15 protein-coding genes are annotated in these 24,693 nt (G+C 40.7%); all 15 read left to right on the top strand.

Annotated elements, in window-relative coordinates; all coding sequences use genetic code 11:
- Nucleotides 1–2: 2 nt before the first annotated feature.
- The 15 genes from dprA (at nt 3) to BM086_RS02925 (ending at nt 24,594) form a co-directional block, all read left to right on the top strand.
- Nucleotides 3–1,223 carry a DNA-processing protein DprA gene (gene dprA, locus BM086_RS02995; RefSeq protein WP_175560072.1) on the top strand — a complete coding sequence of 407 codons (1,221 nt, stop codon included), beginning with the start codon at nt 3–5 and terminating at the stop codon, nt 1,221–1,223.
- A 326-nt stretch (nt 1,224–1,549) separates the two neighbouring features.
- A complete protein-coding gene (locus BM086_RS02990; RefSeq protein ID WP_092323152.1) occupies nt 1,550–2,881 on the top strand; it encodes an extracellular solute-binding protein in 1,332 nt (443 codons plus the stop codon).
- A gap of 106 nt (nt 2,882–2,987) precedes the next feature.
- Nucleotides 2,988–4,382, top strand: a complete 1,395-nt coding sequence (locus BM086_RS02985) for a carbohydrate ABC transporter permease (RefSeq protein WP_092323149.1) — start codon at nt 2,988–2,990, stop codon at nt 4,380–4,382.
- Nucleotides 4,382–5,254, top strand: a complete 873-nt coding sequence (locus tag BM086_RS02980) for a sugar ABC transporter permease (protein ID WP_242952113.1) — start codon at nt 4,382–4,384, stop codon at nt 5,252–5,254. The genes BM086_RS02985 and BM086_RS02980 overlap by 1 nt, the downstream gene beginning before the upstream one ends.
- Nucleotides 5,255–5,300: 46 nt before the next feature.
- Nucleotides 5,301–6,299, top strand: a complete 999-nt coding sequence (locus tag BM086_RS02975; protein ID WP_092323146.1) for a LacI family DNA-binding transcriptional regulator — start codon at nt 5,301–5,303, stop codon at nt 6,297–6,299.
- A gap of 188 nt (nt 6,300–6,487) precedes the next feature.
- A complete protein-coding gene (locus BM086_RS02970) occupies nt 6,488–8,707 on the top strand; it encodes a beta-galactosidase (protein ID WP_092323144.1) in 2,220 nt (739 codons plus the stop codon).
- A gap of 633 nt (nt 8,708–9,340) precedes the next feature.
- Nucleotides 9,341–12,298 (top strand): extracellular solute-binding protein, encoded by a 2,958-nt coding sequence (locus BM086_RS02965; protein ID WP_175560071.1) that lies wholly within the window; start codon nt 9,341–9,343, stop codon nt 12,296–12,298.
- 39 nt (nt 12,299–12,337) lie between these two features.
- Entirely contained in the window at nt 12,338–13,216 is an 879-nt protein-coding gene (locus tag BM086_RS02960; RefSeq protein WP_242952112.1) for a carbohydrate ABC transporter permease, read from the top strand.
- A 10-nt stretch (nt 13,217–13,226) separates the two neighbouring features.
- Nucleotides 13,227–14,105 carry a carbohydrate ABC transporter permease gene (locus tag BM086_RS02955; protein WP_092323136.1) on the top strand — a complete coding sequence of 293 codons (879 nt, stop codon included), beginning with the start codon at nt 13,227–13,229 and terminating at the stop codon, nt 14,103–14,105.
- A gap of 13 nt (nt 14,106–14,118) precedes the next feature.
- The gene (locus BM086_RS02950; protein ID WP_092323133.1) at nt 14,119–16,167 is read left to right on the top strand and encodes a YIP1 family protein; all 2,049 of its coding nucleotides are present in this window, start codon (nt 14,119–14,121) and stop codon (nt 16,165–16,167) included.
- Nucleotides 16,157–18,373 carry a DUF5696 domain-containing protein gene (locus BM086_RS02945; protein WP_092323130.1) on the top strand — a complete coding sequence of 739 codons (2,217 nt, stop codon included), beginning with the start codon at nt 16,157–16,159 and terminating at the stop codon, nt 18,371–18,373. Before BM086_RS02950 ends, BM086_RS02945 begins: the two co-directional genes overlap by 11 nt.
- A gap of 14 nt (nt 18,374–18,387) precedes the next feature.
- Entirely contained in the window at nt 18,388–19,443 is a 1,056-nt protein-coding gene (locus tag BM086_RS02940) for a carbohydrate ABC transporter permease (protein ID WP_092323127.1), read from the top strand.
- A complete protein-coding gene (locus tag BM086_RS02935) occupies nt 19,373–20,395 on the top strand; it encodes a carbohydrate ABC transporter permease (protein WP_242952111.1) in 1,023 nt (340 codons plus the stop codon). The genes BM086_RS02940 and BM086_RS02935 overlap by 71 nt, the downstream gene beginning before the upstream one ends.
- A gap of 26 nt (nt 20,396–20,421) precedes the next feature.
- A complete protein-coding gene (locus tag BM086_RS02930; RefSeq protein ID WP_092323124.1) occupies nt 20,422–22,026 on the top strand; it encodes an ABC transporter substrate-binding protein in 1,605 nt (534 codons plus the stop codon).
- Between the two features lie 45 nt (nt 22,027–22,071).
- Complete coding sequence (locus tag BM086_RS02925; RefSeq protein ID WP_092323121.1) at nt 22,072–24,594, top strand: hypothetical protein; 2,523 nt, start codon at nt 22,072–22,074, stop codon at nt 24,592–24,594.
- Nucleotides 24,595–24,693 lie beyond the last annotated feature (99 nt).

Raw genomic sequence — 24,693 nt, 5'->3', positions numbered from 1 at the left:
GAATGACGGGAATTGAGAATATAACAGAAAATGAGTATGCGCACTGGCTTTTTAATGTGCCGGGGCTTGGGAAGAAAAGTATTGATAAGCTTTTGTGCAGTGGAAAAAGCTGCAGTGAGATTTTTGCGGCAGATAAAAGCTATTTTAAAAATATTATTACGGAAAAGCAGATAAATAAGCTTGAAAATTCAAGGAAAAATTGGAATTTTGCCAAAGAAAAAGAGAAGCTGAAAGAAAATGGAATTACTTTTATCTCAAGAATAGATGAAAGGTTTCCGGAAAAATTAAAGAATATTTCGGATCCGCCTTTTGCAATATATGTGAAGGGGAGCCTGCCTGATCCGGAAAAACCAACCGTGGCAATTATCGGCGCCAGGATGTGTTCGGATTATGGGCGATTTATGGCAAGAAATTTTGGAAGAGGTCTGGCGCTTGCTGGAGTTCAGGTGATAAGCGGAATGGCTAGAGGCGTTGATGGTATCAGCCAGAAAGCTGCTGTTTCTGCGGGTGGAAACTCATTTGCAATTGTGGGATGCGGTGCGGACATCTGCTACCCGGAAGAAAATAAGGACTTGTATGATGATCTTAATACAAATGGCGGGATTATTTCAGAGTTTCCGCCTGGAACAATGCCGAAGGCTAATTTCTTTCCTATGCGTAACCGCATTATTAGTGGCTTGGCTGATGTGGTGCTTGTGATTGAAGCCAGGGAAAAGTCCGGAACGCAGATCACTGTCGATACTGCACTTGAACAGGGCAGGGAAGTTATGGCTGTTCCGGGAAGAGTGACTGACAGACTAAGTGATGGGTGCAATCTGCTTATCAGTCAGGGAGCAGGAATTGCCATAAGGACTGAGGATGTTCTTGACAGACTCTCAATGATGGGGAAGATGAACTCAAAAGGCGCAGGTTGTAAAGAGTCTTACACGCAGAGCAAAGAAGTTGTGGAAGATTTGGGAGAAATATCGGAAGACAAACAAAATGTTACAAAGGCTTTGTCGTCCATTGAAGAAATGATTCTTTCGCAGATAGATATTATTCCTGTATCTTCATCTCAGATACTTGAAGGCTTGTACAAAAACGGAACGGATATTTCTGTACCGGAACTGTTAAAAACACTTATGGATATGTGCTACAACGGACTAATTGTGCAGAACGGAGCATATTACAGAAAACTTGCGCACAAAGAGTTGCAAAGTGATACTCTGTTCGAAACGATGTGAATACGCAATATGTTGTAAATAGCCAGGTTCTATATGATTTGCGAAACGGATGATAGTCATAAACATGTGAAAAAACAACCGATTGCGCAAAACGTTACCGGAAACGCTACCGAAAACGTTACCGGTCAAAAAGTCAATGTATACTTTTAACAAAAACACGTACGCTTTATCGTTAAAAGTGCTTTATTGACAAAAAAATGCACAAAGCATAAACTTTTTTATAGAACAACCGGTTGCCCTTTGCGCAACCGTACATTGCACTACTTAATATCGATAGTATTCGTGGAGTAGCGCTATTCATTGAATCATTTTATGGAGGAAGAAAAATGAAAAAGAAATTGGTTTCTGTTTTATTGACAACTGTCATGGGCGCATCAGTTCTTGCTGGATGCGGATCAGGCGAGGCTGAGTCTGTTGCTGAAGAAGCACAGGATACAGCTGAAACTGTAACTGAGGTAGCTCAGGAAGCTGCTTCAACTGTAGAAGAAGTTAAAGAGGAAGTTAAGGAAGAAGTTCAGGATTACGGCACAGGTGAGATTAAGGTTTGGGTTGCTGATGCTGTTGTTGATTTCACAAAGAGTGAGATTGACCAGTTCATGTCTGACAACCCACAGTATTCAGGATACACAGTAACAGTGGAAGCTGTTGGTGAAGGTGATGCAGCAAGCAATATGATCACAGACGTAACAGCAGGCGCAGATATTTACGGATTTGCTCAGGATCAGACAGCAAGACTTGTTGCTGCAGGCGCTCTTGTAGATGTTGCTCCTGAAAACGTTGATGCGATTAAGAATGAGAACGCTGCCGGAGCAGTAGTTGCTGCTACAGTTGGTGACACACTTTATTCTTATCCTATGACTGCTGATAACGGATATTTCCTTTACTATGATAAGAGTGTTGTAACAGATCCTTCTACTCTTGAAGGAATCCTTGAGCAGTGCGAAGCAGCTGGAAAGAACTTCTATATGGATATGACCGGATGGTATCAGGTTTCATATTTCTTTGGAACAGGCTGCACACTTACATTTGATTCAGACAACGATGGTAACTTCACAGCTTGCAACATGGACTATGATTCAGATAAGGGTCTTGTAGCTCTTAAGAAGATGATCGAAGTTGCTTCTTCAAAGGCATTCCAGCCTGGTTCTTCAGCAGGTGATGCTGTAAACTATGCAGCTATTATTGATGGAACATGGGATGCTTCAACAGTTAAGGATTTCCTTGGTGACAACTATGCATGCGCTAAGCTTCCTACATTCACAGGTTCTGATGGAAAGACATATCAGATGAGCGGATTCAACGGATGCAAACTTCTTGGTGTTAAGCCTCAGGAAGATGAGAACAAACTTGCTGTTTGTGATGCACTTGCTCTTTTCCTTACAAGCGAAAAGGTACAGCTTGACAGATACAACGAAGTTGGTTGGGGTCCTTCAAACCTTAAGGCTCAGCAGGACAGCGCAGTAAAGGCTGACGAAGCTCTTTCAGCTCTTTCAGAGCAGTTCGCATACACAATTCCTCAGGGACAGTATCCTGGTGACTACTGGTCAAACGCTGAAGCACTTGCAGGCGATGTTCAGGGCAAGCTTCAGGGAGCTTCTGATGATGACTTAAAGGCAGCTCTTAAAGACTTCCAGGAAAAGGTTTCTGCTGCAAGATAATAAGTATATAGCAATATCGGTTTTAAATTACCCGGCAGGAGGTTATTCCTCCTGCCGTTTCTTCAATATTCAGATAATCAGGCAAGTTTAATTGCGGAGGAAATTTATGAGTAACGCATCTGGTAAAAAGGGTAATCCTGTTGGGAATTTCTTTGTGAGCTTAGGAAATGCCCTCAAGGATATAGGGGTAATCTTCGTAAAGGGAGATTGGAAAACAAAGATTTCGTATGTGATAATGGGCTTTGGACAGATCATGAGAGGCCAATTTTTACGTGGTGGAATGTATCTGGCAATTGAAGCTCTTTTTATTTGGTTTTTGACAGCCTTTGGTGGCAAGTATTTCATGAAGCTAAACACCCTTGGTACTATCGAAACCTATAAAAAGAACCGTAAGACAGTTTACGGCGATCATTCATTTCTTATTCTTTTATTTGGTTTATTGACACTGTTTTTTATTCTTTTCATTATCTATTTATGGTATAGAAACATAAAGGAGAATAAAGAGCAGGAGCTTATATTAAAATCAGGAAAGAGTCTTCCGGGAAATAAGGCAGATTTCCAGTCACTTTTTGATTCTAACTTTGATAAGACACTTTTGGCACTTCCTGTAACGGGCGTATTTGCTTTTACTGTATTGCCAATTGTTTTCATGATATGTGTAGCTTTTACAAACTACGATGCGACACATCAGGCACCTACCAAGCTCTTTACATGGGTAGGACTTTCCAACTTTAAAAATCTTTTCTCGTTTGATACAGGTGGTTTTGGTAACACTTTCCTTGGCGTATTGTTATGGACGTTGGTTTGGGCGCTCCTTGCAACATTTATAGACTACTTCCTTGGAATTGCAGTAGCTCTTTTGATAAACAAAAAGGGAGTTAAGTTTAAAAAGTTCTGGAGAACATGTCTTGTGCTTACAATCGCTGTTCCGCAGTTCGTCAGCCTTTTGTATGTTTCCAAGATGTTTGATTCAGCAGGAATTATCAACGGTACATTGAAAAAACTTGGAATTATCGAGAATTCAATTCCATTCTGGACAGATCCGTTACTTGCCAAGATCACAATCGTTGTTGTAAATATCTGGATCGGTATTCCATACCTTATGCTTATGGCAACAGGTCTTCTTATGAATATTCCTGCAGATCTTTACGAGAGTGCAAGAATTGACGGAGCAACACCCTGGCAGATGTTCAGGCACATTACAATGCCATATATGCTCTTTGTAACAGGACCATATCTGCTTACATCTTACACAGGAAACCTTAATAACTTTAACGTAATATATCTTTTGACAGGTGGCGCTCCAAAGTCCATGAGCTATGCAGGTGGTGCAGGAGCTACGGACCTTCTTGTAACCTGGCTTTATAAGATGACAATCAATGATACAGACTATAAGATGGCTGCTGCTATCGGTATCATGATATTCATTGTGACAGCGGTTATAGCTCTTGGAGTTTACCGTATGTTGCCTTCAGTTAAGGATGAGGAGGGATTCCAATAATGAGAGAATCATCTATGAAAAGAAAACGTGCAATAGGCAATTTCTTTGCTTATGTAGCACTTATACTTATTGTTATTGTATGGCTGTTCCCGTTTGTGGGTATCGTACTTGGAAGCTTTCGTTCCTTTGATCCGGCTGTTGAGTACGGTGGAATCGTTGATTATGTGATTCCTAAGCATTTTTCACTGGATAATTACAGATTTGTACTTGGTGATGCTACTAACTACAAAAGATGGTTTATGAACACGGTTATCATTGCATTCTTTGTATCAATGATCCAGACAATAATTGTGTTGTGCGTAAGTTATGCACTCAGCCGTATGAGATTCAACGGAAGAACACTTCTTATGAAGTTCTGGCTTATACTTGGAATGTTCCCGGGGTTCCTTACCATGATCTGTCTGTACTTCCTTCTTAAACAGATCGGACTTACTCAGGCAGGCGCAGTTCCGGGACTTATTCTTGTATCTGTAGCAAGTTCAGGTATGGGTTACTACATTTGTAAGGGTTATTTTGATACAATTCCCAAGGCACTTGATGAAGCAGCGAGAATTGATGGAGCTTCAAGAGCAAGAGTATTCTTTACAATGACAATTCCAATGAGTAAGCCTATTATCATCTATCAGGCACTTGTTGCGTTTATGGCTCCCTGGAATGATTATGTATTTGCTTCATATATGGCATTTGGTCATGATAAGAGCTACAACGTTGCTGTATCAATGTACAGATGGATGAATACGGGCGATTATCAGGGATATTTCACAAGATTCTGCGCAGGCGGTGTTTTGGTTGCTATTCCTGTAACACTGCTGTTTATGTTCCTTCAGAAATATTATGTAGAAGGTGTTACCGGTGGAGCTGTTAAGGGTTAAGTTTCTTTTGATATTTACATCATGATTATAATATGGAAGATATAGCATGGGCGAAGATAAAATAACAATCGATGATGTGGCTAAGGCTCTTGGGGTATCAAAGACTACCGTATCAAGAGCAATTTCCGGAAAAGGGAGAGTTGGCAATGAAACCAGAACCAAGATTCTGGAATTTATAGAGAAACACAATTATCGTCCTAATGTTATGGCGAGAGCGCTGGCCAAACAGCGAACCTTTAATCTTGGAGTTGTGTGGCCGATTGACTACAACGCAGTTGACCTTCCTTTTTTTCAAAGGTGCATGATAGGCGTCAGCGAGACAGCTTCCAGCGTTGGGTACGATATAGTTGTTTCACTTATTGCCGGCGATGATATTACAGGCCTTAAAAGAATTGTTGAAAATCATAAGGTTGATGGCATTATTTTAACGAGAACTCTTGTGAATGATACTCCTGCAAAATATCTTAAAGAGTGCGGGATACCGTTTGTGACGGTTGGTAAGTCATATGAGCCGGATGTTATCTATGTTGATAATGATAACTTTGGCGCTTGTAAGGAGCTTACTTCAATTCTTTTGGGAAAGGGATTAAAAAAACTTGCACTCATAGGAGGCTCTGCAAATCATATCATTACGCAGACCAGATACGAAGGCTTTGCTGCTGCATACAAGGAGGCACAGCTTGCAATTGATTCACAGCTTATTTTTCTCGATGTGGAGAATAACATCAGAATTGCAGGCATCTTAAAAGACATTCTTAGGAAAAGAGTTGATGGAGTTATCTGTATGGATGACAGCATTGCGGGTGAAGTGATGGCGAGGTGCCGAAACGAGCATGTAAAGATTCCGGATGACTTAAGGATTGCATCATTTTACAATAGTACATTATTGGAGAGTATGACTCCGTCAGTGACTTCTCTTAATTTTAATGACAGAAACCTTGGGGCGGTTGCGGCAAGAACACTTCTTTCGCTTATAGATGGTGAAGAAGTTGAAAGTCAGAATTTGAAGAACTATGAAGTTGTATTGAAAGAAAGCACGAAGTGATATTTATGCAGTTTACGAATGTTTGGACTTGTGAGGGCTACTAAAGCAGAGCAGGTCATGACATGAGTAGTGGTTTTGATGAGAGAGGGGACGACTCTTACGGATTCACTTGGAGAACTGTCTTGTGACAGGGCTTCCGGGTGATGAGATTGCAAGAGGCGTCCCCAATTATTGAGAGGAAATGTTTGATGAAGATCACAAAAGATTCAGTTATTAGTTATGATCCGGTGAGCCTTTTGGTTGATGGAAAAAGATGGTTCCCCATGATGGGAGAAATGCATTTTAGCAGATATCCCAGGAAAAACTGGGAAGAAGAGCTTCTAAAGATGAAGGCGGGCGGAATAGATATTGTTTCTCTTTATGTTATCTGGATTCATCATGAGGAAATTCAGGGAGAGTTTGATTTTTCGGGAGACAGGAATTTAAGAGAATTCCTTGAAACTGTAAAGCAATGCGGAATGTACAGCATTTTGAGAATCGGCCCCTGGGCTCATGGCGAAGCACGAAATGGAGGATTCCCTGACTGGCTCCTTAAAGATGCTCAAAATGAAGGCTATGAAGTGAGATCTAATGCTCCTAAGTATTTGGAGCATGTAAGACGTTTTTATGAAAAGACCTATGAACAGGCTAAGGGCTTTTTTATAGAAGATAATGGTCCTGTTATTGGTATTCAGATTGAAAACGAGTATGGCCATTGTGGTGGTTTTGGCGGTGCGAAGGGTGAAGAACATATGCGTACGCTCAAAGATATGGCTATGGAGATAGGTTTTATCACTCCTATCTATACAGCGACCGGCTGGGGCGGAGCGGTTACAGGTGGAATGCTTCCTGTCATGGGTGGCTACTGCGAGGCTCCATGGGATCAGAGACTTACTGAGATTGAGCCCAGCGGCAATTATATCTTTACCAGGGAAAGAAATGACCACAATATAGGCTCTGATCATGGGCTTGGAGTTGGAATTACTTTTGATATGGATAAATTTCCTTTCCTTACAGCAGAACTTGGCGGCGGACTTCAGGTAACTCATCACAGAAGACCTATTGCCAGTGGTCTTGATACTGCGGCGATGACTATGGTAAAGATGGGAAGTGGAGCGAACCTTTTGGGTTATTACATGTATCACGGAGGGACAAATCCGAAGGGCAAGCTTACAACTCTTCAGGAAACAAGAGAAACAGGCTATCCTAATGATCTTCCTGAGTATTCATATGACTTTAATGCGCCACTTCGCGAGTTTGGCCAGATGGAAGATACATATCGTGAAGTAAGGATGATATCAAACTTTGTTCATGATTTTGGCTCAGATCTATGTGATATGCCATATGTTCCACAGCCCGGAAATCCTTTAAAACCTGATAACTTTAACGATTTAAGAACTGCTGTCCGATATAAAAAGAAAAAGACGGCTGAAGGAAAAGAATTCAATTCAGGATATCTTTTTGTAAACAATTATCAGAGAAGATATAAGATGGAAGACCATAGAAATGTAGTTTTGGCAGCATTTGCAGAAGATGGGAAAGAAGTGCTCTCAAGTTTCCCTGCAAGGGATATTGAAGATGGAGACTTTTTCTTTTATCCATTTAATATGCCGGTAGGCGAAAAAGCGCTTGTGACTGTTGATGCAACTCCGCTTTGCATTCTTCATGATATAGATGACAGGCATCATGATGCGTATATTTTCTATACTGATAACGATAGAACGGCAAATGTTAATGTTGACGGCGATCTTGATGGCAATAAGGTGATAGTCATAAACAGGAAAGAAGCAGTTCACAGCTCTAAAGTCAATGTTTTGGGAAAAGAGCATCTCATTATTTCTAAGGCTGAAGCAGTTACTGATGCAGAGGGAAGGGTGAATCTTCTATTTGAAACTGATAGCGATGATAAGCTTACATTTATGAGTTATCCTGCACTTGGTAAAGAGCCTGAGGGATTTGAAAAGATTTCGGAAGCTGTATTTGATGGAGAAATTGCTTATTCGTCAAAAGATATATTCACATCCTATGAGAGTAAGAAGATATATGCAAATCCTGTAAAATGCGCTTTTAAAGAGGTGGCAGTTGACAATACAGATACTGAGAAAGAATGCAAAGTGTTTGAGATTAGCGCTTTGGAAATACCTGAGGATGCCAATGAAGTTTATATGCATGTTGATTATGCCGGTGACAAAGCTAAGCTCTTTGTTGACGGCGAGATAGCAACAGATAGTTTCTATACGGGGCAGACCTGGGAGATAGGACTTAAGAGATATGTTGACACTGAATTTAAGGGTGAAGTAGTTGTATATCCGCTTTATTCAGAGGATAAAGAAAAAATGTATCTCCAACAGTGGCCTGAAATGGAAGATGGAGTAGCCTGCGCGATAAGTGGCGTGAAAGCAACGGTGCAGTATAAGGTTCAGATTTAAAATTGTAGACATTAAATTATAAAGAGGAATTGCGGTAAAAATGTTTACCATATTTGCCGCAATTCTTTTTTTAATTTCATGAGAAGCTGCTCTGAATTTCTATGAAAACAAAAAAACTTTCACTTTGTATGAAAATGATGCGCAAAAAAGGATAAAAGACAACTCTTTGCTCGAATAAAATATTAAATTCACATATAAAAATTTAGATATGTATAAAATAATATATAAAAGCTTATAGATTTAGATAATTATATACTGTTACGAATTAAAGCGGAGACGAGTAATGAATAATAAGCTTTATATGTGCAATATGCATAAAATTGAAACTGATTATTTTACATTATGACGGCAAATATTGCGAAACTATTTGTTGATGTTTGGAAAAATATATAGTATTCTATTTTTATCATTTAATTTTGATAAAACTAAAATATTAAAGCACAAATTAAAATAAATCTTTAATTCAACATAATATCTGAAAAGAATTTTATGAAAAGTGGAATAGCCTGATGTTTGACATAGAAAGCTTGTCATAGAAAAAGGGCATACAAAAAAACAGTATCTTCTATAAATGATGACAGGACACAAAGTTACGTTTGTCCAATGCATCATATAAATTCAGAGGTGAGAGCTATGACCAGAGGTAACATGAAGAATATAAGCAAATTACTTGGAATAAGTCTTGGTATATGTATTGCTGCCGGGACAATTGGAGAAAACAACATTTCTTATGCGGCTGATGATCAGGAAAAAACCTCATCTGAAATAACAAGTACAGAGAGACTTACAAGCAATTATTCCCATGTGAGCGCCGGCTATAAAAAGGACGATTACAAAGGCGACGATGTTGATATAGTTCTTGAACAGGCGATAACTGAAGGGAAAGATTTTTTGACAGCTGATGACCACGGATATGGATTTCCTGTGGCGGATATAGGGCATGGCGATAAAATCAAGCTTTCAGTGAATGTGCCTTCAGACGGTCTTTACTGGCTTTCTTTTGATTATCTATCCTATGATAAATCAATTCTTCCCATTGAACTGGCACTTACCGTTGATGGTGAATATCCGTTTTATGAAGCAAGAAGCATCAGCTTCGAGACTACCTGGATTCAGGAAGGAGACACGGACATTGACAGATATGGAAATGAGATTGTTGCTCTTCCGGATAAGCTTATCAGATGGGAAAACAAATATCTTGGCGATGCAAGCTACAGATATTCAGAGCCGCTAAAGCTCGAGCTTGAAAGCGGTGAACATGAATTTGAGATAACAGTTAAAGAGGGAACACTTCTTCTTGGTAATCTACGGCTTGTTTCACCAACAGAACCTGCAGAGTATCAGATTTCGGCGAAGACTGAAGGAAATAACCTTATTACTATAGAAGCTGAGGATTTTTACGAGAGAAACAATTCATCAATTCATGCAGCTTTTGAATATGACAGTTCTCTTACACCTCTTTCAGCAAAAGAAAAAGTTCTCAATATCATCGATGAAGAATCTTTTGATACAGCAGGTCAGAGAGTGACCTACAGCTTCAATGTGGAACAGGCAGGCTCCTATAACCTGGCGATGAACTACAGGCAATCTGAGAAAAATGATTTTCCTGTTTTTGCTGACATAAGAATTGATGGGGAAATACCTAATACAGCTTTTAAGGGCTACAGCATAACAGCTTCCACAGACTTTGTGACGAGGAGTTTTACAGATGAAGATGGCAATCTGTTAAGTGTTTACTTAGAGCCCGGACAGCATACAATTTCAATCACACTGGTTCAGGACAAAATAAGATTTGCAGTTGAAAAAGTGGATGAGATCATGAGCGGGATTTCAGATCTTTCACTGGAAGTAACCAAGGTAGCAGGAACCAATAAGGATAAATACAGAGACCTTAAACTGACACGTTATATTCCTGATCTTGAAGACAGACTAAATAACTGGATTGTTGAGCTACGGGACCTTGCTGATGAAGCTACTGTGTTTGTCGGAGCTAAGAAAGGGAGCGAAGTTGCTGCATTCTCATATCTTTTACTGGCGGCGGATCAGCTTGAAAGTCTGGCAAAAGAACCTGATGAACTGGTATATCGAGTTGATGAACTTTCAACAAGCGTCAATTCAATAAATACACAGATTGCAAACTTTGTTGATCTTATAGGAAATAATAATCTGGCAATAGACAGGATTTATCTGTATCAGAGCGGTGCAAAGCTTCCGAAGAAGATGGGGATATTTGCATCGGCAGGAATGAATATATCAAGATTTGTTAATTCATTCTTCGGGCAGTCCTATTCCAGCAGCAATACAAATAAAGAGCATGTGCAGGTGTGGGTAAACAGGCCAAGACAGTACGTTGAAATTATGCAGAAGATGATCGATGAGCAGTTCACGCCACAGACAGGCATTGATGTTGATCTTTGCCTTATGACGGATGCGCAGAAGCTTATTCTTTCAAATGCATCGGGGGATACACCTGATATAGCAACAGGAATCAACTATTCTATTCCCTTTGACCTGGCAATTAGAGGAGCGCTGGTTGATCTTACTAAATTTGATAACTATAAGGAAGTATTTGGCAGATACAGTGATGGACTTTTAGTTCCTTCAGTTGTGGGAGATGGACTTTATTCACTTCCTGAGACGATGAATTTCTACGTGCTCTTTTACAGGACGGATATTCTGGAAAAACTGGGCCTTTCAGCGCCGGATACTATGGATGAACTTATCGGAATGCTGACCGATCTGCAGATGAGAGGGCTTAATGTTTATTACCCCACAGCAGCCATGATGTCAATGAGAAACTATCATGGAACAACACCTCTTATATATCAGAATGGCGGCAAACTCTACGGAGATACAGCGCTTGATATTGAGCTTGATTCGGAGGAAACAGTAGAGGGATTTACACAGCTTACAGAGCTGTTTACTCTTTATAACCTTCCTGTGGATGTACCGAATTTTTACCAGCATTTCAGAAACGGAGATCTGCCACTTGGAATAGCAGATTTTAACAGCTACAACCTGATACTCAATGCAGCGCCTGAAATAGCTAACTCCTGGGATATTGCTCTGATACCCGGAATCAGGGATGAAAAGAGCGGAGAAATACTTAGATATACAGCAGGCGGAGCTGAGAGTACAGTAATGTTCCACTCAACGGATGAGAGAGAAAAAAAAGCCTGGAAATTCATGGAATGGTGGTCTGATGCGCAGGTTCAGGCTGAATTCGGACAAAGGCTTCAGATCCTCTACGGAGATGAATATATCTGGCCAACAGCTAATCTGGAAGCTTTCAGCGCGCTTCCTTACCCGACAGATGATAAGGAAGTGATCATTGAGCAGGCTAAGTATATGCTTGAAGCTCCAAGACTTCTTGGCGGCTATATGATGGAGCGCGAGACCAGTAACGCTTTTAATGACATAGTGGTAAACGGTGATACTGTCAGATTCAGGATAGATGAGGCTGTTAAGACGGTAAAGAGAGAGACACAGTGTAAACTTGAAGAATTTGGTTATATAGACAGCGACGGAAATGTTTTGGAAGAATATGTAACACCTTCAGTTTCGAAGGTAAGGGAAATAATGGAAAGGTAATTGATAATGTCACCTAGTAAGTCAAAAGTCGGAAATCGAATGCATTCAAACAGAAACGGATATGTGTTCGTTGCACCGTATGCAATCTTATTTATCATATTTATTCTCGCGCCGGTAATCATGGCTGTTATTTTGTCATTTACCAACTTTAATGCGATTCAGTGGCCGGGCTTTGTAGGTTTTTTAAACTATATAAATCTTATCACCGGCGATGATGTGTTCATGAAATATGTACTTCCAAACACTGTGAAGTACGCGCTTATTGTAGGTGTTGGAGGATATGTGCTGGCTTTCCTTCTGGCATGGGGATTATCAAACCTGACAAAAGGACCAAGAACTGTTTTTGCACTTATTCTTTACTCGCCCAGTATGACAACAGGTGTTGCTATGGCGGTTCTGTGGAAGATCATGTTCACCGGCGATCAGACAGGATATCTTAACAGCTGGCTCATGGATATAGGAGCGATAAATGAACCGATCATCTGGCTTACAAATGTTAATTTCCTGCTTCCCATTATTATCATAATTGGTTTGTGGAGCAGCATGGGTGTCGGCTTCTTATCAATCCTTGCAGGACTTTTAAATGTTGACGAAGCACTTTATGAAGCAGCTGCGATAGACGGTGTGAAGAACAGATTTCAGGAAATGATCTATGTGACCATTCCAAGTATGAAGCCACAGATGCTTTTTGCAGCGGTAATGCAGATTGTGGGAGCTTTCCAGAACGGTATGATCTCAACGCTTCTTGCGGGAAATCCTACACCGGGATATGCGGGACAGCTTATTGTAAACCACATTGAGGACTATGGTTTTATCAGATATGAGATGGGATATGCGGCAGCGGTATCAGTTGTACTTCTACTGATTGTTCAGATTTTCTCATCAGTATCCACAAGACTGTTTGGAGAAAACGACTAAGGAGAAAGACATGGCAGCTTACAGAGGACACAGAACAAATCCCGACAAGTTCGAAAAGAGCCAGATTAAGATATATCTTTTGATATTACCGATGGTTTTATTATGCGGACTTCCGATCGTTTTTATTATATTTCATGCTTTTAAGCCGATGGAGGAGCTATTCGCTTTTCCTCCCAAGTTCATAACAACTCATCCGACGCTGGATAATTTTAGAAAACTTGCCAAGGCTTCAAGAAGCGCCGGAATACCAATAAGCAAATATGTATTTAACAGCTTATTTATAACTGCAGTAGTGGTTTTTTGCTCGCTTTTATTTTCGACCATGGCAGCCTATGCGTTATCAAAGCTCAGGTTCAAGGGAAGAAATGTGATGATGCAGATAAATCAGATAGCGCTTATGTTTGTATCGGTCGCGGTTATGATCCCGAGATACCTTATCGTAAACAAGCTTGGAATGATCGACACCTATCTTGCGGAGATTTTGCCGCTTATAGCGCTTCCTGTAGGTCTTTTCCTGGTAAAACAGTTTGTGGATCAGGTTCCGGACTCTCTTATTGAAGCCGCTTATATGGACGGAGCAAAAGAATGGCAGATTTACCTTAAGGTCATTATCCCGCTTATAAAACCTGCGATCGCGACAGCAGCAATACTTGTTTTCCAGCAGGTATGGACCAATCTTGAGACTTCAAATTATTACATAAACGATGATTCATTAAAGAGCCTTGCCTTTTATATGAATACGCTGACTTCTACATCTACAACGAATACCGTAGCAGGACAAGGTGTGGCGGCAGCAGCTTCACTTATTATGTTTTTACCAAACCTGATATTGTTCTGTATTTTGCAAAAGAATGTAATGAACACCATGGCACATTCCGGAATCAAATAAAGAGGAAATACTCGTGAAAAAGAAACTTATTAAAGTAATAGCTGCCATAGCTGCATCGGCAGTTATCGCTATTGGAATAACAGAAATTACAGCTAAAGCAGACGCCCCTTATAAGACTTACACAGTCGATGGCTATGGCGCTGCATGTGAGACACAAACTGCATATCTTCCATATGAGACGATCACCAAGATAGGTGATGAAACATTAAATGCTCCCACGGATTTTACTCTTTTAGATGACGGGACAATGTATATCCTTGACAGCGGTAATGCAAGAGTAGTGGTTTCAGACCTTGAGGGAAATCTTGTAAGAACCTTTGGCGAAGGAATTCTGGTTGCGCCAAGAGGCATTTATGTGACAAAAGAGCATGTGACCTATGTCGCTGACAGAGATGCAAAATCCATATTTGTATTTGACGAAAATGGGAAGCTCCAAAACACATATGGAAGACCTGATGTTCCTATGTACGGGGAAACACAGGATTTTCTCCCACTCAAGATAATTGTAAACGAAGCGGGCACAATGTATGTGATCTGCGAGTCCAACACAAACGGTGTGGTTGAGATAAGCCCTGTGGAAGACGGAACGTTCCTTGGATATTTCGGAACCAACATGACCAACTCAAGCCTTATCAACATAATCTGGAGAGCAGTTCTGACTGACGCCCAGAGAGCCAAGATGAGGTCAAATATTCCTTCAACTCCTGATAATATGGCAATCGATGATAAGGGAATCATCTACACAGTAACAAGAGGTGAGGGAGAGGGCACTGTAAAAAGACTTAATATAGCCGGCGTAAATATGCTCAAGGCTTCCGATTATGATACTGTTCCTGCCGCCATTGCTACAGGTAATCATGATAACTGCTTTGTGGTCTCACAGCAAGGTTTTATCTACGAATACAATAACGAGGGCGAGCTGCTATTCGTATTTGGAGGAAAAGATGACGGTCAGCTTCGCATAGGTCTTTCTACCAAGGCAGAAGCAATACAGGTTGGAACAGATGATAAGATTTATGTCCTTGATTCAGACAAGGCACAGATTCAGATCTACGAACCTACAGAGTTTACCAACTATCTTCACAATGCCTTATATCTTTTCTCAAAGGGAAGATACAAGGAAAGTAAGACACCACTCCTTGAAGTGCTTGAGATGAATAACCTCTTCGACTATGCCAACAAGGCAATGGGAAAAGCTCTTTACAAGGAAGAGGATTATAATGGAGCGCTTCACTATGCAAAGCTTTCCAAAGATCTGGATACTTATTCCGACGCATTCTGGGAGATAAGAAATAACTGGCTTAGAAAAAATCTGTCTGCAATAGTTATCATCATCATCTGCCTGCTTATTCTTAAGTTTTTGGTAAAAAAACTTGATGAGAAAAAGAAAATCCTTGATGGACCCAGAAAAGTAATTGGCCGTTTTAAGGAAAAGAAACTTAGCAAAGAACTTGGCTATATGTTTTATTTCATAAGACATCCGATAGATGGCTGCTATGGAATCAAGTGGGAAAACAGAGTATCAGTTCTTTCCAGCAACATTATTCTTTTGGCAGTGATCGTTCTTTACATAATCAATAAGTATTTTTGTGGATTTTTGTTTAAGACAGTAAGAGAGGGAAGTTTTGATGTTGTTTCAGATATAGGAATGATCATTATAGCTCTTTTACTTGTGGTTGGCTGTAATTACCTTATGTGTACCATAAATGACGGCGAGGGAAGATTTAAGCATATCTACTGTTCATTTATTTACAGCTTTTCACCTTTTGTGATCATTATGCCGTTTATCATCCTGCTTTCACATGTTGTTACCTACAATGAGCAGTTCTTTGTGACCTTCGGAAGGTTCTGCATGATCGTGTGGATAGCAGTGCTGCTGGTAATCTCAATACGTGAGATCAACCAGTACACAGTGGGAGAAACAGCAAAGATTATATTCCTTACAGTGTTTACAATCCTGATCGTATGCCTGATTGCATTCATTTTGTATGTTTTATGGGCACAGGTATTTGACTTCCTTCAGTCAGTCGTAAGAGAGGTGGTGTATAAAATTGGCTCATAAGTATTTTTATAAAAAAATAGCATTTGCTTTTGCCACCGGCGCTCTACTTATAAGCGCAGCTGATAGCAGGAATTTACTGGGGCTTTTACAGCATTTTGAGACCTGTATAACAGCCCATGCAATGAGCGATATAAACGGGCATAAGTTTCTGACAGAAAATGCAAAGTACAGGATGTATGTAAATGAGGAAGATCTTTCCCTGGTTATAGAAGATAAGGCAACAGGGAAGTTCATGGAATCCTCGATCAGCTACGATGATGGAAAGAACAACAATATCTGGTTTGGCGCGATGAAGTCGGCGATAGTTCTTTCTCTTATCAATAATAATTCGGATACAACTCAGGCTGACCTTATAAATGATGAGAATACCAAAAAGATAACCTACACGGATGAAGGTTTTTCGGCAGAGATTTATTGGACCAAGTTAAAGATAGGAATGACTCTTGAAGTTAAGCTTACGGATGACGGAGTGGTTGCAAGAATCCCGGAGGAAAGCATAAAAGAGGACGGTAGCAAGTACTACATAGGAACCTTGAGAATGTATTCCTATATGGGATGTTCCTATCTTGATGATAAAGAGGGATATATGCTTGTGCCGGACGGAAACGGGGCTCTTATCTATCTTGATAATAAAGAGGGCAGATATGCAAGTGGATATTCCGGAGTTATTTACGGCAAGGATGTAGGCTTTGAAGAATCCCAGGCAGAGACGCTTTTATGGGATAAATACAATACCATTACGGATTCAGAACAGGTTTTTGCTCCGATTTACGGAATAGCGCATACAGATGATGAGATGGCTTTTCTTGGAATTGTTGAAAAGGGGCAGGAGAGAGCATCAATAGATGTGATGCCAAACGGAGTAAGTGTTGATTACAACAGAGCCTATGCAAGATTTGTTCTACGAAGGACCTACAACCAGCCAACAAGCGTAAATTCCACTTCCGGATCTTTACATGTGTACGAGGATGACAGGAGCCATTCAGATCTTCAGGTACGATTTGTCTTTTTGTCAGGGAAAGAAGCAAGTTACGCAGGGATGGCAAATGCCTACAGGGACTATCTTATAGACGAAGGACAGATTAAAAAAGCTGATACATCCTACAGAACAAGAGTTGATTTTCTTGGTACTGAGCGTGAGAACTGGCTTTTATCCACTACTCCGGTGGTGATGACTACGGCTGAAGACGCTAGAGAAATCTATAGTGATTTAAAGCAAAGCGGTGTTGAGAATCTTTTGACAGTATATAAGGGGTGGCAAAAAGGAGGCTTGTACAACCTTCCGATAAATAAATACAAGGCTGACAGCGAGATTGGCGGAAACAGCGCACTTACAGAATTTATCGAAAAAGCCTCTGATGATGGCGATGAAGTTTATCTATATAACAATGCTCTTTTGGTAAATCCTGATGAGCAAAATGCCACCTTCAACACGATCAAGCAGGTGAATAAAAGACGCTATGAAGAACAGGAACATGCCTTTGTTTATAAGAAGTTCATGTATCTTACAACAGACAGAAGTGATTATCTTCTTGATAAATTTGTGAAGAGCTATACGAAAAAGGGCATTGATAATCTGTGTCTTGCAGGTATTACAAGTAACCTTTTTACCTACACCTATAGTGGGAAAAAATATACAAGATTTGATACGGCAGGCAGCTATGAAGAAACTGTGAGCAGACTGGCTGATAAGACAAATCTTGTTATGGAAGAACCAAACGAATATCTCTGGAAAAATACTAAAGCTTTTCTGGATATGCCATTATATACATCCAGTTACATCATTGAGGATGAGAGTATTCCGTTTTTATCCATGGTGCTAAAGGGTGTGATACCTATGTATGGCGACTATGTAAACTTTGAAGCTAACAAAAAAGAGTTTCTTCTTAAAATGGTGGAATCGGGAGTTTATCCATCTTTTTACATAACAAAAAATGAGGCTTCTGAGCTTATAAATACTAACTCCAGTGATGTCTACAGTTCACAGTACGACGTATTTAAGAAAACAATTATTGAATATGATGCGTGCCTTAAGCAGCTTTCAGAAAAGACTAAGGATGCCTGTATAGTAGACCATGAGATTTTGGATGGCGGTGTAAGAGTTGTTACTTACAGCAACGAAACCAAAATTTATTTAAATTATTCATCAACAGAAAAAACAGTGGATGGGATTAAGATAGATGCCATGTCCTATGTGATTTCCTAAGGAGACAGAGTGGGATGAATTTATTAGCAATAAAAAAGAAAAACAAAAAGCCAAAGGGAAAGCTTGGAAAGCTGGAGCGAAAGCAGGAACTTGCAGGGTATTCCTTTGTTTCGATATGGATCATCGGAATGCTGGTGTTTACACTGATTCCCATGTGTCAGTCCTTCTATTACATGTGGTTTAAGATAAAGGCAAGAAACGGACTACAGTTTACCTATGTGGGAACAAGCAATATTACCCAGATCTGGATAGAAGACCCTGATTTTATACAGCAGATAGCTTCCTATGTGTGGCAGACACTTTTACAGGTTCCGATCATTGTTGTCTTTGCCCTTATCATAGCGATAATGCTAAATGGCAAAATCAATTTCCGTGGAATATTCAGACTGATATTCTTTTTGCCGGTAATAATTGTTTCAGGACCTGTTATGAACATGCTTGTGAGTGAAGGGGCTGCATCAATCCCTGCTCTTAATACTCAGGCAGTTGTGAGCGCATTTGACATGTTTTTGCCCACTGCGATAGCTCAGCAGCTTGGAACACTCTTTGGAAACATGATAATGACATTGTGGTATTCGGGAGTTCAGATACTTATTTTCCTCTCTGCGCTCCAGAAAATAGATCCCGGTCTGTATGAAGCTGCCAAGATGGATGGAGGCTCTGACTGGGAGTGCTTTTGGAAGATAACACTTCCCACCATAAAGCCAATGATCCTTATAAATGCTGTCTATACTGTTATTTTCTTATCCAGCAATGAGCAGAATCAGCTTATAAACCTGATAAAGACAGCAATGTTCTCGGCAACAGCAGAAAGAGGTTACGGTTATGCATCGGCCATGGCCTGGATATATTCAATTCTTGTCACGATAATCGTTCTTATTTTCTTTGCACTTCTCGGCTCGAAGAAAGATGTCTATGACAGGATGGTTAAAAAGAGAAAGAGACTTGAAATAAAAGAAGAGAGGATTGCAAGAAGAGTAGAAAGGAGGTCTGTGAGAAATGCCAGGAAGATTGAAAGACAAAGACAAAAAGGCATGTTCCGCACCTACGATGGATCTGGGGACTATTAAGGAAAGAGTTAGAAAGAGCCTTACTAAAGAGAAGTTTCACAGATTCCTGTTCGGAACCAAAGAAAAACAAGGCTTTTTAAAGGAGCTTTCTGTATATGCTCTTTTGATAGCGATTGGATTTGTTTATTTATATCCTGTTTTTTACATGTTCAGCACAAGCTTTATGAATCAGGCAGATCTCTTGGATGCCTCTGTTAAGTGGATACCAAGTTCGCTTTATATTGACAATTATATTGATGCCGCAAAGTCTATGGACTTTTGGGTAAGCCTTTTAAAAGGTTTTGTGATAGCTGGAATTCCAACAATACTTAGCGTTGTTACCTGCATGATAACAGGTTATGGTTTTGCTTCATTTGAGTTCAGGGGCAAAAAAATCATGATGGCTCTTTTGGTATTTAGCTATATACTGCCAAGCCAGGTGACAATGATCCCAACTTACGTGCTTTACAGTAATATGCGTCTTACCGGCACGATATGGGCGTTTGTGCTTCCTGCTCTTGTGGCAAATGGGCTTAATGCTCCGATATTTATACTTATCTTTTATCAGTTCTTTAAACAGGTTCCTAAGGTCTTGATCGAAGCGGCGCAGATTGACGGCGCCGGATATTGGAAGTCATTTTTCAGGATTGCTATTCCATCAGCAGGACCTGCCATACTTACCGTTTTTCTTTTTTGTTTTGTATGGTACTGGAATGAGTCCTACCTTACTGAGTTGTATGTAAAGGGTATAGCAAATTCGCACTCCTTCTGGAACAATCTGGTGATTCAGTTAAAAGACTTTGATTCAAGCTTTGAATCAAGGGCAACCACAGGCGGAACAATGACATCGCTGAATGAATCAGTGAGAATGGCTGCAACTGCTCTTACGATTTTGCCGCTGCTTATTATGTATTTCTTTATGCAGAGACACTTTGTTGAGAGCATAGACAGAACCGGTATTACAGGTGAATAAAATATTTTTTCAAATAAGGAGGTTATATGAAAAAGTACAGAAAAATTCTAGCAAGTACAATTTTATCTGCCACAGTACTTGCGCAGCTGACAGGCTGTGGTTCAGGTGGAGCGGGGGCTCCATCAGGGCAGGTGGATGAGAGCGGTGTGACAACTGATAAGATCACATTAAGTTACTGGGGATATGAGGACCTTGACCTTATGACTCAGCTTGCAGAGGCATTTATGACTGAGCATCCCAACATCACAGTTGAAGTAAAGCAGATGACAGACATGAGCACAGACCTTACAGCAGCTGCTTCAAACAATGAATTCCCGGATGTGTTTATTGCCACTGACTCAGATACTTCACTGGCAAACCAGTGGTGGGCTGACATCACTGAATATGTTGATAATGATCCTGAGACAGAAAAGCTTATGGGAACAATCCAGGAATACGGCATTGGTAAATTTGATACAAACCACCGTTATGCTATGCCAACCTGGTATCAGCCCTGCGCAGTTTTCGTTGACAAGAACGTGCTGGATAAATTAAATCTTTCAATGCCTGATCCTGACTGGACCTGGGATGACATGATAAAGCTTATCCAGGATGCAACAGTTGATGACAGAACCGGAATGAAGTATTACGGCCTTGGATATTATAACCGTCTTGATTCACTCTACGGAATCTCTGCTGCAACAAGTTCAGAGAGAAAGATTAAAGGGGAGTTCGGCTACAACGGAACAGACTTTGACCTTCAGTACTGGGCAGTGGGAGAGCAGCAGTTCTCAGATCTTAAGCTTGCGGGCTACGTTGCTCCTCAGCAGAATACTCAGGCTATGGAAGACTGGACAGGCGACTATGGAATGTACTTTGGTTCAACAGGCCATGTTGCAGTTTTCTCCGAAGGCTGGTGGACATTCCAGAATATCTGGAACACTACTGTGACTCAGGAAGATGGAACACAGGTTTATTATCAGGATCTATATGACATGGATATCTATCCTTATGTAACACCTTCTGTATCAGGAGAAAAAGAGCATAACGTTCTTGGAAACATGTATCTTGGCGGTGTTTCATATGCTACTAAATATCCTTATGAATCATACCTTCTTCTTAAGTACATGAACTGGGGAGTTGATGGATGGAAGAAGAGAATTGAGATCTACTCAGATGAAAAGAACGTGAACTCTTCAGGGGTACCGCTCAAGGCAGCAAATATGCCAATGCCTCTTACAACTGATGAGGAAGTATGGACAGCTTACAAGGCTATGTTCCCTCAGGATGCAGAGCACAAGGAGTATTGGGACAGATTCTTTGACAATATGAAGCGTCCTGTTCCTTATGGCTGGTATAACATCGCAGGTTACTGGAATTTCTGCGATCAGTACTTTAATTCACAGACTGCTCCGGGAGTATCTTCAGCAGGTATTCACAATATCGTGGATGAAGGACTTGGAAAGGCTGCGGATTATGTAGAAGAAGCAAATATTCAGGCTAATTACTATCATGCTCTTTATATGATTTCCTACTTCGGACATGATGGCTATGATGTTCTCGACGATGAAGAGATTGCATGGTATCAGAGTGTTGTAGATGCAGGCGGCGTTATGACAGGTATCGGAGAACGCCCTGTAGGAACAAAGTAATTCATTCTTTTTACAGAATGACTTTAAAAATATGTTGGAGGGTATATGAAGAACAAGAAATTATTATCATTCTTACTATGTGGGGCAATGGTTACAGGAATGCTGGCAGGCTGTGGACAGGCTTCGCAGGAAACACCTGCTGATGCGACTGAGACTGCAGAGAAGACTGAAAATGTTCAGGAAGCAAAAACAGAAAGTGTTGCTGCTTCTGAAATTCCACAGGATTACAAGTATTATTATTCCATGGATGGCGGCGAAGCCGGAGTTAAGGCAGCAGTGAGAAATACTGATGCTACTCCTATGGTTCAGGCAACTGACTCTGAAGTTGTGTATATTCCCGGCGTAAAAGGAAAAGCTGCTTACACAGATGGAAATCAGGGACTTAAGCTTGATGTGAACGGCGTTGGTGATGCATATACAGTTTCTTACTGGGTTTATGCAGCAAGAAATGCCCAGTATATGCCTACTCTCCAGTTTGGACCTGATATGCACGGTGATGCCACAGGAGGACAGCACTACGTAAACTTTACCTGGGCAAACTGGAATCCTGCTTCTGATGAACTTTCATATCCAAGTGTCTGGGCGTATGACCAGAATGCAGAAGGTTCACCCTGGCCAAACTGGTATGCTGACGATGTCAATGCCCATACAAGAGAATGGCTTAATGTAACACTTACTGTAGACCCTGCAAATACATCAGCAGATGGCAGCATGATAGAAGGTAAGCTCTACGTAAATGGTGAGCAGCTTATAGGAACTGATGCAGAGGGAAATGTAAGACCTGTAAACATTGTTAAGGGTGCTATGCAGGCTTCTGACAACTTTGATTTCCTCCTTGGAATCAACTACTGGGATGCGATCATGAAGGGCGCATTCGACGAAGTATATGTATATGACTATGCACTTGATGCTTCACAGGTAAAAGCTCTTTATGAAGCTGGCGATGCAACTGTAGCGTATGAAGAACCTGCTCATGAATTCACAGTTTATGCTGATGAAAAGGCAGTTGATTCTATCGGTAAAACAGATCTTTCTCTGGAAAAAGACAGTGATTGGTCACAGGGCTTTGAACTTAAAAACGGCGCAACAAAGATTGTAAAGCTTCGAAATTTCTCAGATGCCGCAGATGTTGCAAACAATTTTGCCATCGGATTTACAGATGCAGAGAATGAAGCTCATAAGAATCCTGCTGATACTGCAACAAAGCAGTATGCTCTTGTTAGAGCTGATGCATATGCTGAGACTTCTGATGCAAATTCTATCGATAATGCAGACAAATTTGAGACCTATTACAGCTGGGGCAACTGGAATACATGGCTTTCACAGGTTATGAAGGAGACAGATGTAACACTTAATATTTCCAGAGCAGATGACAAGATCATCGTAGAAGGCACAATGGTTGATTATAACGGCACAGAAAACCAGATGAAGATGACTGTACCTTCAGCATTGACAGCAGAAGATCCCTGTTATTTCTATGTGACTGGACAGAAGTGCTACATTGATATCTTGGGCGTTGAGGATCCATTCTCAATTGAACTGGCAGCAAATGCTCTTGAAACTATAGGCGATATCAATCTCTTAAATGGCTGGTGGACAGACTGGACAGAGAGCTATGAGATCAAGGATGGAGAAACAAAGGCAGTAAGATTCAACAACTATTCAGATGGCGTTAACAACTGGGATAACTACGTATTCATGTTCACTAATGAGTACACCAAGGCTCATGAAGATCCTAACGCAGGCGAAGGCCACGTTGAATATGCAGCAGTAAGAGCGGATGCTTACGGATGGGATGATACATTTACTCAGAGCTATGAGACAAGCTGGGGAGATGACTGGGCAACATGGCTTAGCTCAATGAGAAATGCAACTGTAAACATGTACATCACAAGAGAAGGCGGAAATATCACAATGGACGCTACTATTGTTGATGGAAATGGAAAGAGCTATACAAGTAAGACAACATTGGAATCTTCACTTAAGGCAGATGACCCGATTTACTTCCTTATCACTTGCGAAGAGTGCTATCTTGAACTTCTTTCTGTAGAAAATGTTGTAGAAAAAGTTGGAGCAGCTGATTACAGCAATGGCTGGTGGACAGACTGGAGCACACCAATCGAGATAGCAGACGGAACAACTACAGTTACACTTAATAACTATTCAGATGGTGTAAATAACTGGGATAACTATGTGCTTGTGTTTACTAATGAGGAGACACCTGCGCATGAGAATCCTAACGCTGACGGCTCAGGAAGCGCTGATCACGTAGAGTATGCAGCAGTAAGAGCAGATGCATATGGCTGGGATGATACATTTACCCAGAGCTATGAGACAAGCTGGGGAGATGACTGGGCAACATGGCTTAACGCTATGAAGGATGCAAAGGTTACACTTACAATTGACAGAAAAGGTGGAGATATAACAATTGATGCCAATATCGAAGGCGGAGACGGCAAGAACTACACCAGCACAACAACAATGAACAGTAAGCTGACAAGCGCAGATAAGATTTATATGCTTGTTACCTGCGAGGAATGCCTTGTTGAGATTCTTTCAGTAGAGTGATAATTCTACTACCCGGCGCTTCGGGAGGAATACTTTCGAAGCGCTGTTTCGAGCAAGACTTATGTCTGAGGGAAAAGTGAACAGATCAGTTTTTTCCTA

Origin of the sequence: Butyrivibrio sp. YAB3001 (assembly GCF_900112195.1) — a bacterium.
In the GTDB taxonomy this organism is placed as follows: domain Bacteria; phylum Bacillota; class Clostridia; order Lachnospirales; family Lachnospiraceae; genus Butyrivibrio.
Note: the sequence above shows the minus strand (reverse complement) of the source record. Positions and strands in the feature narration are given on the sequence as shown.